The 14,591-nt window shown below is 54.3% G+C and carries 15 protein-coding genes; 10 read left to right on the top strand and 5 right to left on the bottom strand.

Features of this window, described 5'->3' with window-relative positions; genetic code table 11:
• Positions 1-524: 524 nt before the first annotated feature.
• Positions 525-2,309 carry a DEAD/DEAH box helicase gene (locus AAC086_RS18395; RefSeq protein WP_339780873.1) on the top strand — a complete coding sequence of 595 codons (1,785 nt, stop codon included), beginning with the start codon at positions 525-527 and terminating at the stop codon, positions 2,307-2,309.
• A gap of 83 nt (positions 2,310-2,392) precedes the next feature.
• Positions 2,393-2,602, top strand: coding sequence for a cold-shock protein (locus tag AAC086_RS18390; RefSeq protein WP_085581120.1), 210 nt, complete (start codon positions 2,393-2,395; stop codon positions 2,600-2,602).
• Positions 2,603-2,742: 140 nt separating this feature from the next.
• Here the strand turns inward: AAC086_RS18390 and AAC086_RS18385 are convergent, their stop codons facing one another.
• Positions 2,743-3,420 carry an FCD domain-containing protein gene (locus tag AAC086_RS18385; protein ID WP_339780870.1) on the bottom strand — a complete coding sequence of 226 codons (678 nt, stop codon included), beginning with the start codon at positions 3,418-3,420 and terminating at the stop codon, positions 2,743-2,745.
• A 205-nt stretch (positions 3,421-3,625) separates the two neighbouring features.
• Here AAC086_RS18385 and AAC086_RS18380 point away from each other — a divergent pair, with 205 nt between their 5' ends.
• The 6 genes from AAC086_RS18380 to AAC086_RS18355 all read left to right on the top strand — a co-directional run bounded on the left by AAC086_RS18380 (position 3,626) and on the right by AAC086_RS18355 (position 8,360).
• Positions 3,626-4,411, top strand: a complete 786-nt coding sequence (locus AAC086_RS18380; RefSeq protein ID WP_339780869.1) for a transporter substrate-binding domain-containing protein — start codon at positions 3,626-3,628, stop codon at positions 4,409-4,411.
• Between the two features lie 31 nt (positions 4,412-4,442).
• Positions 4,443-5,114 carry an amino acid ABC transporter permease gene (locus AAC086_RS18375; RefSeq protein WP_339780867.1) on the top strand — a complete coding sequence of 224 codons (672 nt, stop codon included), beginning with the start codon at positions 4,443-4,445 and terminating at the stop codon, positions 5,112-5,114.
• Positions 5,107-5,760, top strand: coding sequence for an amino acid ABC transporter permease (locus AAC086_RS18370; RefSeq protein WP_339780865.1), 654 nt, complete (start codon positions 5,107-5,109; stop codon positions 5,758-5,760). Before AAC086_RS18375 ends, AAC086_RS18370 begins: the two co-directional genes overlap by 8 nt.
• Entirely contained in the window at positions 5,747-6,478 is a 732-nt protein-coding gene (locus AAC086_RS18365) for an amino acid ABC transporter ATP-binding protein (protein WP_339780863.1), read from the top strand. The genes AAC086_RS18370 and AAC086_RS18365 overlap by 14 nt, the downstream gene beginning before the upstream one ends.
• 115 nt (positions 6,479-6,593) lie before the next feature.
• Entirely contained in the window at positions 6,594-7,838 is a 1,245-nt protein-coding gene (locus AAC086_RS18360) for an MFS transporter (RefSeq protein WP_339780861.1), read from the top strand.
• 39 nt (positions 7,839-7,877) lie between these two features.
• On the top strand, positions 7,878-8,360 hold the full coding sequence (locus AAC086_RS18355) for a YaiI/YqxD family protein (RefSeq protein ID WP_339780859.1): 483 nt from the start codon (positions 7,878-7,880) through the stop codon (positions 8,358-8,360).
• A gap of 79 nt (positions 8,361-8,439) precedes the next feature.
• Here the strand turns inward: AAC086_RS18355 and AAC086_RS18350 are convergent, their stop codons facing one another.
• Positions 8,440-9,894, bottom strand: a complete 1,455-nt coding sequence (locus tag AAC086_RS18350) for an aldehyde dehydrogenase (RefSeq protein WP_339780857.1) — start codon at positions 9,892-9,894, stop codon at positions 8,440-8,442.
• A 204-nt stretch (positions 9,895-10,098) separates the two neighbouring features.
• Here AAC086_RS18350 and AAC086_RS18345 point away from each other — a divergent pair, with 204 nt between their 5' ends.
• Positions 10,099-11,112 (top strand): AraC family transcriptional regulator, encoded by a 1,014-nt coding sequence (locus AAC086_RS18345; protein ID WP_339780856.1) that lies wholly within the window; start codon positions 10,099-10,101, stop codon positions 11,110-11,112.
• Positions 11,113-11,206: 94 nt separating this feature from the next.
• Positions 11,207-12,022, top strand: a complete 816-nt coding sequence (locus tag AAC086_RS18340; protein WP_339780855.1) for a DUF3750 domain-containing protein — start codon at positions 11,207-11,209, stop codon at positions 12,020-12,022.
• An 89-nt stretch (positions 12,023-12,111) separates the two neighbouring features.
• Here AAC086_RS18340 and AAC086_RS18335 read toward each other — a convergent pair whose 3' ends face one another.
• The 3 genes from AAC086_RS18335 to AAC086_RS18325 all read right to left on the bottom strand — a co-directional run bounded on the left by AAC086_RS18335 (position 12,112) and on the right by AAC086_RS18325 (position 14,410).
• On the bottom strand, positions 12,112-13,152 hold the full coding sequence (locus AAC086_RS18335; RefSeq protein WP_339780854.1) for an NADP-dependent oxidoreductase: 1,041 nt from the start codon (positions 13,150-13,152) through the stop codon (positions 12,112-12,114).
• Between the two features lie 129 nt (positions 13,153-13,281).
• A complete protein-coding gene (locus AAC086_RS18330; RefSeq protein WP_339780852.1) occupies positions 13,282-13,836 on the bottom strand; it encodes a TspO/MBR family protein in 555 nt (184 codons plus the stop codon).
• 145 nt (positions 13,837-13,981) lie between these two features.
• Positions 13,982-14,410: a hypothetical protein gene (locus AAC086_RS18325; protein ID WP_339780850.1), complete on the bottom strand. Its 429-nt coding sequence runs from the start codon at positions 14,408-14,410 to the stop codon at positions 13,982-13,984.
• Between the last annotated feature and the right edge of the window lie 181 nt (positions 14,411-14,591).

Genomic DNA, 14,591 nt, shown 5'->3' with positions numbered 1-14,591 from the left:
AAACTCGGGACTAACTGGAATCCCCTGATTGATCAAATCCGACAGGCTGCTAGGGTTTTGGACGTTAGACCGTCAGTTGCACATCGAATTGAGCTACAACTTAAAGGGTAGCGAATCTGATAGTGTTATGAGTTATTTCGGTAAATTCAACGGGACCCCTCTAAATCTGCCTTATCGTTTTACGCCGAATGGCGACTGCTTAAATTGGCATCGCGAAAATGTTTTTTTGGATGGGAAACCCTAAGTTCTCCTTTGTTTTGTGAAAAACGTGGGCGGCAAGATGAAATAACCCATTTGACAATCCCGAAAAACTCTGCGTATCTTGCCCAAGTCATTTGATTGCTCCAGTAGCGTAGAAGGAACGTTAACCTGTTCCAGCCTGTTGAGCGATTACGGAAGAACAGCATAGAACTGCCCTGCTACGCGGGTGATTCCAAAGAGATGCAAGGCGCAGACCTGTACTTTAAACATATCAAGGGCCGATTCCCTTTGTCTGCTGCCGCAAACCTAAGAGAACTATTTATTTGACCCAGTTTTCGGATCTCGGCCTGGCCGAGCCCGTACTTCGCGCCTTAACGCACGAAGGTTACGTTACGCCGACGCCCATCCAGGCACAGGCCATTCCTTCCCTTCTGGAAGGTAAAGATCTTCTGGGTATTGCCCAGACCGGCACCGGCAAAACCGCTGCTTTTGCACTGCCGATTTTAGACCGTCTTTCCAAATCAGAAAAACGGACGACACCCCGGCATTGCCGCGTATTGGTGTTGGCTCCGACGCGTGAACTGGCCGCCCAGATTGGCGACAGCTTCCGTGCTTATGGCCGCTTTACCAAAACCACTGTTGCTGTTGTTGTGGGCGGGGTTTCGCCCGGTCCGCAGATCAAGGCGATTACGCCGGGTGTCGATGTGCTTGTCGCAACGCCGGGGCGTTTGCTTGACCATGTTGACAGCGGCAAGCTGAAACTTGACCAGGTTGAAGTCGTCGTCCTCGACGAAGCCGACCATATGCTGGATCTTGGCTTCCTGCCGCCGATCCGCCGTATCGTCAAGATGCTGCCCAAATCCCGTCAGAACCTGTTTTTCTCGGCAACCATGCCCACCCAGATCGGGCAATTGGCTGGCGACATGCTGCGTAACCCGATCAAAGTGTCGGTGACGCCGGTCTCCACCACTGCCGAACGTGTGGATCAGTCGGTTTATCTGATTGAATCATCACGCAAACGGGCATTGCTGGCCGAACTGCTTGATAATCCGGCTTTTGGTCGTACGCTGGTCTTTACCCGCACCAAACGCGGTGCGGACCGGGTGGCACGCCATCTTGAGTCCTGCAAAATCAGTGCCTCTGCCATTCACGGCAATAAAAGCCAGAACCAGCGCGAACGCGCCCTTGCCGCCTTTAAGGATGGTCAGGTTCAGGTTCTGGTTGCCACCGACATCGCCGCACGCGGTATCGATGTTGATGGTGTGACCCACGTGGTCAATTACGAACTTCCCAACGTTCCTGAAAGCTACGTTCATCGTATTGGTCGTACCGCCCGTGCGGGTGCTGCTGGTCATGCGATTGCGTTTTGCGCCGATGACGAACGTAGTCTGTTGCGCGATATTGAACGCACAACCCGCCAGACCATTCCGTCGATTGATCGCCGGGATGCCAAGGCTGCTGCACAACAGGACGCGGAAACTGCGGCCAACCGTGCAGAGCAGGGGCCGCGTCGTTCCAGCCGCGGTGCAGCAGGTAACGGGAATGGTGGCCGTAACAATAATGGTGGTGGTGCCAATGGTCGTCGTGCAGACGGTGGCCGTTCTGATGGTGGTCGCACTGCTGGCCCCAATCGTGGCGAAGGCCAGGCAGCAAAGCCGGCACAAGGGCGTTACAAAGGTGGCCGTAAACCGGTCGCCGACGCACCGCGCAATGAAAATTCAACTGTTGCCGCAAATGGTACCAATGATGCTGTAGCAGCGCAGCCGGTAAAGACCGGTTTTGTCGCGCGCAACAGCCGTGATGGTGCACCGGCCCGTCCGGGCCGTGGTGGCAATGGTGGTGCCGTTCGTGGAAACACGACACGCAACACGCGTAATGACCGTGACGGTGGCAGCGATGTCAGCCAGAACCGTATCGCATCGAGCGTTGCGTTTTTGGGTAAAACGTCTTCGGGCAAAACCGGTGCGACCGGCAATGGCAGTGCAAATGCCGATGCGGGTCGTCCCAGCCGAAATTCACGAAATTCCGGTCCGGCAAGGGGAGCACAGAATGCTTCCGATCGTGGCCGGTCGAAAACAGGAAATCGCCCGCGGCATTCTGTCGCGTAAGCTGATTTCCAAGAAGATGGACAGGATCCACGCGGGGTTCTGTCTGACAGTTTGGGCCAACTATACTCATAGGAGAGATTAAAATGGCAACTGGTACCGTAAAATGGTTTAATGCAACTAAAGGCTTTGGTTTCATTCAGCCGGACGAAGGCGGAAACGACGTTTTCTTGCACATCAGTGCAGTTGAACGCGCTGGCCTGCGTCACCCGCAGGAAGGCGACAAGATCAACTACGAACTGCGTACCGACTCACGTTCGGGCCGCGTTTCAGCTGACGATCTGACCGCTTCCTAATTCGGCTTGTCGCCTTTCGAGGTGACGCTGATTTTCAATCCCCGCCCGGGAAACCAGGCGGGGATTGTTTCGTTTTCGGGGTGTGTTTTTTGATTTGGCCGGTACAGCTTTGCCGGGCTGCGCGATAAAGGAAACATGCTTTATGGGCGCAGGAAAGCAATATTGGCCCGGGTTGCCGCACTTAGCACATGGAAATGCATGGCATCGCGGGCACGCGACGGGTTGCGGTCGCGGACAAAGCGCAAAACCTGCTCGTGTTCTTGCAATGGTGCCTGAAGGACGGCTGCATTGGCAAAGGGTAGCATCTGGTTCTCGTGAATACTTTGCGCTGTCGGGTGCATCGCTTTTAGAAATAACGGGTTATCTGCGGCCTGCAACAGGATGTTGTGAAAGGCCGTGTCGGCCTTTGCTGCCTGAAATAAATTATCTTCCAGCAACGCCTGGCGCATTTCTTCAATGCTGCTTTTAAGGGCAGACAGGTGGGTGTTGGTGCGCGCCTGTGCTGCCAACCCCGCCACATAGGGTTCAATCGCCAGCCGAAACTGGTAAACCTGTGCGGCATGGTGGGCCGATTGCGCATCGCGCGGTGTGCCATCTTGCGGGTCGGTGACAAAAACACCTTTCCCGGCTTGAATGCGAACCAGGCCAAAGGCCTCAAGTGTTGCCAGGGCTTCGCGCAGGCTGGCCCGGCTGACATTCAGCTCGTGGGCAAGAATGCGTTGCGAGGGGAGCGAGTCCCCTTTTTGAAATACCTTGGTTTTGATCAGATTTCGGATGTCCCGTGCGGCGCGTTCGGGCGCGCTTTCATTGTGTTTCATTCAATCTCCACTAACTGGTCAGACCAGCTGGTTAGGGGGGGTGTTTATAAATGTCATTATATTTCAGTATATTTAGCCAAATTTGAAGTTAAATTTTAGCAAGATGCAAAATTTGGCATGGACAATAGCGCAAAAAATATGCACAAATTATTGATGGTTAAAATTTGAACTTAACACTTTCACAAAAATGAATCCGGAGAGGCAGATGAAGAATTTCCTTAAGGTTACACTTGCTGCGATGGCAATGATGGCAGCCCCGCTTGCCGGGGCATCGGCGGCGGGCGCACTCGATGCGATCAAGGATGCTGGCGTGATCAAAATTGCCGTGCCACAGGATTTTCCGCCTTTTGGGACTGTTGGCACCGATATGCAGCCGCAGGGCTATGACATTGACATGGCAAAGCTGATTGCCAGTGATCTCGGCGTTAAACTGGAAATGGTGCCGGTTACGACCAATAACCGTATTCCTTATCTGACCACGGGCAAGGTTGATCTGGTTATTTCAACATTGGGCAAAAACCCGGACCGCGAAAAGGTGATTGATTTCACCGATCCCTATGCCCCGTTCTTTAATGGCGTGTTTGGTCCGGCCGATATTGATATCAAAGGCCCGGCAGATTTGAGTGGCCATACCCTGGGTGTCACGCGCGCCACCATCGAAGATATGGAATTGCAGAAAATCGCGCCCAAAGATGTCGATATCAAACGGTATGAAGATAACAATGCCACCATTTCTGCCTTCCTGTCGGGCCAGGTTGAGGTCATTGCCACGGGCAACGTAACCGCCGCTGCGATTATCAAACGGAACCCGCCGCGCAAGCCGGAACCGAAATTCCTGATCAAAAATTCACCCTGCTATGTCGGGCTGAACAAGGAAGAGCCGGAACTGAAAGCCAAGGTAAATGAAATTATTGCCGCATCGCTGAAAGACGGTCGCCTGAACGACATTTCCATTCAGTGGCTGGGCAACCCGCTGCCAGAAAAATTCTGATCTGTTCCGACAACCTGGTGACTGTGTTTTAATGGCTTATCAATTTGATTTTGGCGCAATTCTTCCACATTGGAAGCTGCTGCTTGACGGGGTTGTTCTGACAACAGAGCTGGCAGCGATTGGCGCGGTCGCCGGTGTCGGGATGGGCATTTTGGGGGCGTGGGCTAGAACCTCACGCACCCCTGTCATCAGCCATGCCGTGGCTGTCTATGTCGAACTTATCCGCAATACACCGTTTCTGGTGCAATTGTTCTTCATCTTTTTCGGTTTGCCTGCTCTGGGTGTGAAACTGACAGAGTTTCAGGCAGCGGCCCTGGCGATGATTATTAATCTGGGGGCTTATTCGACCGAAATTGTCCGGGCGGGTATTCAGGCCATTCCGCAAGGCCAGATCGAGGCCGCCCAAAGCCTGGCGATGAACCGGGTACAGATTTTTCGCTATATCGTTATTCGCCCGGCCTTGAAAAAAATCTGGCCGGCATTGTCCAGCCAGGTGGTGATTGTGATGCTGGGCTCGTCGGTATGTTCGCAAATTGCCGCCGAGGAACTAACCTTTGCTGCCAATTATATTCAAGGCATGAATTTTCGCGCTTTCGAGGTCTATTTCGTCACGACCGGGATGTATCTGGTGATGTCGATCCTCTTGCGCCAGATCCTGAAGATCTTCGGTAACTTTTTGTTTGAACGGCGGCACCATGCCTGAATTTACCCTGTGGGATATTGTTTATAATCTGCTGCTTGCGGCCCGCTGGACGGTATTGCTGTCGCTTGTTGCCTTCATCATGGGCGGGTTTGTCGCCCTGGTGTTGCTGCTGGCGCGCACGGCAGGGAACCCGTGGGCCATGCGGCTGGTGCGCGGATATGTTGAACTGTTTCAGGGCACCCCGCTTTTGATGCAGTTGTTTATCCTGTTTTTTGGTTTGCCCCTGATCGGGGTCGATGTGTCGCCCTGGATCGCCGCCATGTTGGGCTTAACCCTGTTTACCAGTGCGTTTTTAACCGAAATCTGGCGGGGCTGTGTTGAATCGGTCAATAAAGGCCAGTGGGAGGCATCGGCGACACTGGGCATGAATTTTACCCAGCAAATGCGCTATATCATCCTGCCGCAGGCCTTGCGCATTGCAGTGGCACCCACGGTCGGTTTTTCGGTGCAGGTGGTTAAGGGCACGGCTGTGACCTCGATTATCGGCTTTGTCGAATTGACCAAGGCCGGCACCATGATCACCAACGCCACCTATGCGCCCTTTACCGTCTATGGCTGTGTTGCCGTGCTGTATTTCCTCATCTGTTATCCGTTGTCGCTTTATGCCCGCCGCCTGGAAGGAAAACTTCATAATGTCTCTCGTTGAGCTTCATGCCATTCATAAAAGTTTTGGCGCGGTGCAGGTCCTTAAGGGCATTGATCTTAAAATCGATGAAGGGCAGGTCATTGCGCTTATCGGGCGTAGCGGGTCGGGTAAAAGCACGCTTTTACGCACCATCAACGGCCTTGAAACCATTGATGACGGCACCATCATGGTGGCCGGTAAAAAGGTTGGCGACCATGATACCGACCTTCTCGATCTGCGCCTGAATGTCGGCATGGTGTTTCAACAGTTCAATCTGTTTCCGCATTATACGGCGCTTGAAAACGTGATGCTGTCACCACAGGTGGTGAAAAAGCAGTCCAAGGCCGAAGCCCGCGCCATTGGCGAAGAAATGCTGGTCAAGGTCGGCCTGGCCGATAAAATGTCGCATTACCCCGATCAGCTTTCGGGCGGGCAGCAGCAACGTGTTGCCATAGCCCGCGCCCTGGCCATGAAGCCGCGCGTGTTGCTGTGCGACGAGGTAACATCGGCCCTTGATCCTGAACTGGTCAACGAAGTGCTGGCCGTTGTGCGCCAATTGGCCGAGGAAGGCATGACCTTGGTGATGGTAACCCATGAAATGCGTTTTGCCCGTGAAGTTTGCGATACGCTGGTCTTTATGCATCATGGCCGCATCCACGAAAAAGGTGCCCCTGAAGAAGTTTTTGCCAATCCAAAAACGCCAGAACTGGCTCATTTCGTTGGCGGGCTGGCAGGTTAGGATGATGGCATATATGTGACAGTTTCTGCCTGTTCCTGTTTTATGGTTTTCAGTTAGCGTCCTTGTTTTTAAAACATGCCGTCAGGTTCGATGGAGCAGCAAGGGATGCGCTGGAATGGCGAAACAGGCAAGCAAGGGGCAAACGCGCGGTTCGCATCCCCCGTTAACGGGCATGATGGCCTTTCTTAACCGTTTTCCCTTTCTCGTGCTTGGGGTTGTGCTGGTCGGGGCGTTTACCTCTTCAATGTCGGCCCCGCTGGGCGGTTTGTTTGTTGTCGATGGTCTGGGCGAAGCCCCTTGGAAAATCAGTGTCGCGGCCATCATCAAGGTGGTGGTCACACTGTTTACCAACCGTTATTACGGCCATGCGATTGACCGGGGTGTTCCGGTTCGCCGTTTGCTGCTGATCAGCATTAGCTGTTTTACCATCGGCATGGGAATTATCGGCACCTTTCAGGTTTACTGGGTATATGCCGGTGTCGCCTCGGTCCTGATCGGGGTTGGGTCAGGTGCGTTATCGGTGGTGTATTCGTTCGGGCGTTTGTTTGCCGAACAAACCGGCCGCGATGTTAAAAAATTCAATTCCTGGTTGCGGATGCAAACATCGCTGGGCTGGATGGTCGGCCCTGCCATATCGTTGTCGGTTTATGGCGCATTTGGCTTTACCGTCATTTATTTTGCCATCGCTGTGTTAGGGGCAGTGTGGCTGGCATTTTGTTTTTTTGTGGTGCCATCAGCCTTTAAAACCCACCATCCCGGCAGCATCACGCCGGGGCAAAAGGTGCCGTTTAATCGCGGTTTGCTGTTGGCCTGCCTTCCGGTTTATCTGATCTCGACCGGGCATGTTCTGTTTTTAACCACCATGCCGCTTTATTTCACCGCCAGCCTTGGTCTGGCCCCGTCTGCTGCCGGGTTCGAGTTGACGGTGAAATGCTTTGTCGAGGTAATCGCGATTTACGTGTCTACCCGATTGATCCGGTGCATTGGCGAACGGCGTGGATTGATGATTGCGGCAAGCTTTGCGGTGCTGTTTTTCTTTCTGGTCTATCATGCGCAAACCTTGCTGCATGTTTTGGCCCTTGGCGCACTGGATGGGCTGTATTATGGGCTTTTTGCCGCGATCGGCATGACATTTGTGCAAAATTTTGCCCGTGACCGGCCCGGTATGGCAACCAGCTATTACATCAGCACATTGTTTGTCGGTGGCCTTACCGGAAACCTTTTGATGGGCACCATTGCCAACTGGTATTCATTTCATGCCACGGTTGCGGTGTCTGGTTTTATCGTGGCGATTGGCGGTTTGGCGTTGCTGGTGATTGGCGATGCCCCCGCCGAAGAAGTTGCCGCGCAACAGGCATGATCCGCTTGACTTTAATGCATCTGGCGCGATGATCAGCCCATGTCAGATCAAAATCAAACACCAACGCCCCAACGCCCCAGACTGTTTGTTGACGCCGATGCCTGCCCGGTAAAGGCCGAATGCGAACGTGTTGCCGAACGTCATCAGATGCAGATGTTTCTGGTCTCAAACGGGGGCATTCGCCCATCGCGGAACCCGCTGATCCAAAGTATTTTTGTGCCGCCAGAGCCCGATGCCGCCGATGACTGGATTGCGGAAAATGCCGGTGCCAACGATATTATCATTACCGCCGATATTCCGCTGGCATCGCGCGGGCTGGAACTTGGCGCGCATGTGTTAGGACCGACCGGCAAAGCCTTTACCGAGGCCAATATCGCCAATGCGCTGGCCGGGCGTGAAATTGCCGCCCATATGCGCGAAGTTACCGGCGAGCAGGGCCGCAATGCCGGTTTCACGCAGAAGGACCGCTCGCGGTTTTCCAGTGCGCTGGAAGTTGTGGCTCAGGCAGCATTGCGCGCCTGACGGATTGTTTGTGCGCGCGATAGATTAAAGGCCCGGCGCATAACGTTTCCGGGCCTTCATATTTTTATTTTAATACACGTTAAAACGGATAATGCCGTTTGCCGTTCTGAATGGTGATCCAGCGCAGTTCGGTAAATTCATCGATCGATGCCTTGGCACCAAATCGGCCATAGCCACTTGATTTAACACCGCCAAACGGCATTTGCGCTTCGTCATGCACGGTGGGGCCGTTAATGTGGCAAATGCCGCTTTCAATTTGTTGGGCCACCTGCATGGCGCGTGAAATGTCGCGCGAAAATACCGCCGATGACAGGCCATATTCGCTGTCATTGGCAATGCGAATGGCTTCGTCCTCATCGCCCGCCCGCATCACGCATACCACCGGGCCAAAGCTTTCCTCGCTGTAAATCCGCATCGATGATGTGACATGATCAAGCAATGTGGCGTCCATCAAGGCACCATCGGCCCTGCCTGATCCCGCCATTAATTTGGCCCCCTTCGCCACGGCGTCGGCCACCAGTTCCTCGATCCGGCGGGTGGCTTCGGCAGTGACCACACCGCCTAAAATATGCTCGCCTTTGGCCGGGTCGCCCGCCGTCAGGGTTTTGGCCTTGGCGGCCAGTTTGGCAACAAATTCGTCGCCAATGGCATTATCGACAATGAGCCGTTCGGTCGACATGCAGATTTGGCCCTGGTTCATATAGGCCCCGAATGCGGCGGCATTCACCGCGTCGTCGATATTGGCATCATCAAGCACCAAAAACGGTGCCTTGCCGCCCAATTCCAACAAAACCGGTTTTAAATGCCGTGCGGCCAATTCGGCAATGATGCGGCCCACCCGGGTAGAGCCGGTGAAATTAATCCGGCGAATAGCGGGATGGGCGATCAGGGTTTCAACAATTTCCGGTGCGTCTTCGGGGGCATTGGTAATCACGTTAATCACACCGTCGGGCGCACCGGCTTCACGCAGGCAATCGCCGATCAAATGGTGAATGGCGGGGCAAAGCTCGGATGCCTTTAAGACAACCGTGTTGCCGCAGGCAAGCGGCATGGCAATGGCGCGTGTCCCCAAAATAACCGGGGCATTCCAGGGGGCGATGCCCAAAACCACACCGGCGGGCTGGCGAATGCCCATGGCAAAGCTGCCTGGCACATCAGATGGAATGATATCGCCGGTGATTTGTGTGGTCATCGAACCTGCTTCGCGCAGCATATTAGCCGCCAGATGGGCATTAAACCCGCCCCACATTGCCGTACTGCCGGTTTCGACCAGCACACGGCGGCCAAATTCCTCGCCTTTGCTTTCCATAATGTCGGCGGCCTTCAGTAAAATGGCCCGCCGGGCACCTGGGCCTATTTTTGACCATGCGGGAAAGGCGCTGGCGGCGGCATCGGCGGCACGAATGGCATCGGCACTGCTGGCGGCGGCGGCCGTGGTGGCAATTTCGCCGGTGATGGGGTTTTTGCGGGTAAAGGTGCGGTTCTGGCTGGCGGGCGTGTCGGTATTATTGATCAACAGGTTGATATCATACATCGTGACGTTTTCCTCGCTGAGGCAGGCCGGTTTGGGGCTGCCGGTTTGTTTGCAGTGCGCAATCTGATGTCGCGCTGGTTTTCGGTCTTTGTTTAGTAAGCGGTGGAACCGGGCCGATGTAAAGATTGCCAGATTAGCTTTTTTCGACAAAAAATTGTACAATTTGACGCATTCCAAACTGTTATATTTAAGGGCGAAAAAGGAATGGTTTCGAGCCGGGCTGCTATCGTGCCAACGGACGGGGTGCGTTCTGTGCCAGAAGACCTGGCGCTGGACCCGCAAATGACGGTGAACCGTTTTGAAGGGGCGCTTGGCCCGCGGAAATGGGTGATGGCGGCATCGGGGCCGCGTGAAAGATGCCATGCGGTTTTGCTGCAATCCGGGCAGGCCCGTGCAACTTTGCGCCATGGCACCGTGGCGAGCGACGGCCCCGCCTTGTTATGGTTGCCGGTTGGCGAGGGACGCACGCTTGAGGTTGGCGCAGCGGCGCGGGGGTATTTTTTGTCGGTGCCCGATGATGTGGTGGCCCGCCATCCAGGGCAGCTTGCCCATATGACAATACTGAATTCTCCGCCAGAATTGCCGTTGGGGAATCCGTTGGGGAACACCAGACCCGCGTCGTCAGATGGCGGGCTGGCGCTACGGTTTATTGCCGATAGCGTGCATGTAGTGGCCTTGCAAAACCAGCCGCATAATTTGCGGGTGGCAGAACACGCCTTTGCCATTATCGCCGACGAAATCCCCGGCAATCTGCGCGGGGCAGGCGGGATTATCGGGACGCAACTGTTGGTCATCTTAACCATCATTGCCCGTCTGGCCGAGGACTGGGTTGATCACCGCCGCCAGCACGGGCCGGGATCGGTAACGTTACAGCGGTTCTTACATGTGCTGGAAACCCATTTTCGCGAACACTGGAATGTTGCCGATTATGCAAAGGTCCTGGGCACAAGCGAACGCAGGTTGGCATCGGCAACCTTGCGGGCCACGGGTAAGTCGCCCTTGCAACTTATACATGACCGCGTGATTCATGAAGCCTGCCTGCGGCTGGAACAATCGCCCTTGGCCGTTGCCCAGATTGCCTATGGGCTGGGATTTCGCGATCCAGCCTATTTCAGCCGCTTTTTCAGGCGTCATATGGCAATGGCACCGGGGGCGTGGCGGCGCAAAAAACGCGCCAGCCAGCCGCCCGACGATACCAGTTTTGCCGCATGGCCATAGGGGCGGGATGTTTCAATTCGGGGCAAAGTGCCGAGGCTCAAACGCATTCTGACATAATTGTGAAATGGCAAGGGCGGCAGGGCAGGGTAGTTTGATGGACAATGCAGCAAACTGGATGAAACATTTGAAATGTAGAACAACATTGTTATCGGGACTGGTTATGGTGCTGATATTGCCATTTGGCATCAGTCTGGCCCAAAATCCGCCCGGATCGTCGGATGCCGGGCAAAGCTGGCGGACCGCACCGCGCCATTCATCGGGCCTGGCACCAGACCCGGTTGTCAATGCCGATACGGCCATTGTTCAGGTTTATGCGGCGTCAACCTATAGCTGGCGGCGGTATTTTGCCGTGCACACCTGGATTATTGTTAAACATAGCGGCGCCACCGCCTTTACCCGCTATGACGTTGTGGGCTGGGGTGGGGACAATGTTGTTCGCACCAATTATGCCGTGCCGGATGGTTTGTGGTTTGGCGCCCAGCCCGAAATACTGGTTGATCTGCGCGGCAAGGGGGTGGATGCCATTATTGATGATGTTGAAAAAGCTGTTCAGACCTATCCCTATCCGCAGCAATATCGCAGTTATCCGGGGCCAAACAGCAATACCTTTATCGCCCATATCGGCCGCGAAGTCTCTGCCCTGGATATTGATATGCCCGCGAATGCCATTGGCAAGGATTACCGCGATATAACCGACCCTGTGGGGCTGTCGCCCTCGGGCTCCGGGGTGCAGGCCAACCTGTTTGGTGTGTTGGGCTTTACCGCAGGGCTGGAAGAAGGGTTGGAGATCAATCTTTTGGGTCTGAATTTTGGTATCGACTTTAACCGGCCCGCTATTCGGTTGCCCTCTATCGGCCGGTTGGGATTGCCCAATACCGGGTCGCTGGCGGCAGATGTCGACAAGCCGTGATATTTGTCTGAAACAGGTGATGGAATACCAAACAGCCGAAACGAGGGACGTTTCGGCTGTTTTGTTTGTTTTTCTGTGGGTATAACGGTTTATTCTGCCAATTTAACCAGCATTTTGCCGGTGTTTTTGCCATCAAACAGGCCAATAAACGCTTCCGGGGCCTTTTTCAGGCCTTCATAAACGGTTTCGCGCCATGTCAATGCACCCGATTTCACCAGGTCAATGCCTTCGCGGACAAATTCGGGATAGGCGACCCAATGGTCGGAAACAATGAAGCCTTCCATGCGCGCACGCTGTGTTGTCAGGCGGAACAGGTTGCGCGGCCCGGCGGCGGTTCCCTTGTTGTTATATACTGAAATCATGCCGCAGACGGCAATGCGCCCGTTTATGGTGATATGGTCAAGTGCTGCCTCAAGATGAACGCCGCCAACATTTTCATAATAAACGTCAACGCCGTTCGGTGCGGCTTCGCCCAGTGCGGCAGATAAATCGTCGGTATCGCGGTAATTGATGACAGCATCAATGCCGACGGTGTTTTTCAGCCAGTCGGCTTTTTCCGGGTCGCCGGTACTGCCAATAACGCGGCATCCTTTGGCCTTTGCCAATTGGCAAACGACCGACCCAACGGCACCTGCCGCGGCGGAAACAAACACGGTTTCACCCGGCTGGCAGTTGGCAATTTTGTTTAAACCGACCCATGCCGTCATGCCGGGCATGCCAAGTGGCCCTAAAAACGCCTGTGGCGGAATATCGGGGGCGTCGGGCACGGCGTGCAGGTAATCGCGTTCCAACAAGGCGTGGCTGCGCCAGCCGCTCATGGATGTCACCAGATCGCCTTCGGTAAAGCGCGGATCGCGCGAGGCAATCACCCGGCCAATCGCATGTCCTTCTAACGGGGCATTCAGGGAAAAGGGCGGGACATAGCTTTTGCGCTGGCTCATGCGGCCGCGCATATAGGGATCAACCGACATCCATATGTTTTCGACCAGAACTTCCCCGTCCAGCGGCTTTAACACCGGAACATCAACAATACAAAAGTCATCAGGGCTGGGAATGCCGTCGGGAAAGCGGCTTAAATGTACTTCCTGGGCGGTGGCGGGAATTTTTGAAAAATGGCTGGTTTCGGTCATGAATCCTCGGCAGGGTTTCGGCGTTTTTGGGAATGCCGATTGTCAACCGGCATTGACCACGTCCCCGACCTAGGAAATTTAATCTCTATGTGCAACCGTCTTTCCCGGCAAACCGGGGGTATTTTTTTATCAATTCAGCCACCAAATCGCCGAATTTAGCAAGGTGGCAAACCCGACCCACGCCGCATAGGGCACCATCAACCAGCCAGCCAACCGGTCTATCGGCCAGAACATCACAATATTGGCAATGATCAGAATGAATAAGGGAACGATGTCGATCAGCCCGGCCAGCGGTGACTGTGCGCCAAAAAACAAAAACGACCATAACAGGTTTAATGTCAGTTGTGCGCCATACACGATGAAAACAGCGCGCCCGCCTGTATCGGCCCGCAAACCCACCTTGCACCACACCCGCCATCCGGAAACGGCGATCAGGGCGTAAATGAGGCTCCATGCCGGGCCAAACAGCCAGTTTGGCGGGTTGAAAAATGGCTTGTTCAGGGTTTGATACCAGTCGGTAACGCTGGTGGCCGTGGCCGCCCCTCCGGCCGAAGAAATGATCAGGCACAACACCAGAAATGCGATCAGGGCAAAGAACTTTGTCCGATGGTTCGGGGCAAAAGCCTGCGTTTGTGCGGGTGTCTTTGATGTTTCCGGATCGGGAAGGGGCGATGTGGTCGACATGTGCAAACCCTGCATTTTGTTCAAATACGAACGGCAACCTGGTGTTTTCAGGTTGCCGTTGATTATAACGCTGGAAGGTTTGCTATGGGGTAAACAATTTCACTCTTGTTGTGTTGCCGTGAAATTAACCGGTTTGATGCCGCTTTCAGGCGGCTTCGTTTCGCGGGACATCTTCCATCAGGTCAAAGGCAACAATCGCTGCCATGACATCTTCATACATATGCAAATGATGAATTTTGCCGTCACTGATCACCAGATGAAAGGCAACATCGCGCACTTTGCGTTTGGACGTCGGTGTGGCTTTTTCGGCGATCTGACCAAACAGGGCGACATGGCGATCGCTGATCATAAGGCGCGTTCCCATCGACCGGCTTTCGGCCGGTGCGCCATTGGGCCACAGGCGGTCAAACAGGGCGGAACGGGCAGAAACATTATCGACAGGTTCCGCATGGTCATAGCTGTTGTCGCCGGGGAAATTCCACTGCATATCAACCGATAAAACATCGACGACCGTTGTGTCACGGGCAGCAAGCCGTTCGAAAAAGGCTTCTGCGGTTTGTTTCGCATTCAACATGGCAGCCTCTGCACATGGGTAAAATTGGTATCACTATTTAAAAACATCATAATGATGGAGAAAAAATGGTGATAGCAGGCAATATCATGACAAAGCGTTCTACTCACGGAACGTTGATCACAGCCTGAAGAGGCGCAAGCGATGGTCAAAACCAAAAATCCGGACAAACCAGACGGTTACC

Source organism: uncultured Thalassospira sp. (assembly GCF_963976115.1).
In the GTDB taxonomy this organism is placed as follows: Bacteria; Pseudomonadota; Alphaproteobacteria; order Rhodospirillales; family Thalassospiraceae; genus Thalassospira.
The sequence above is the reverse complement of the archived record's forward strand: the minus strand, read 5'-3'. Positions and strand labels throughout refer to the sequence as shown.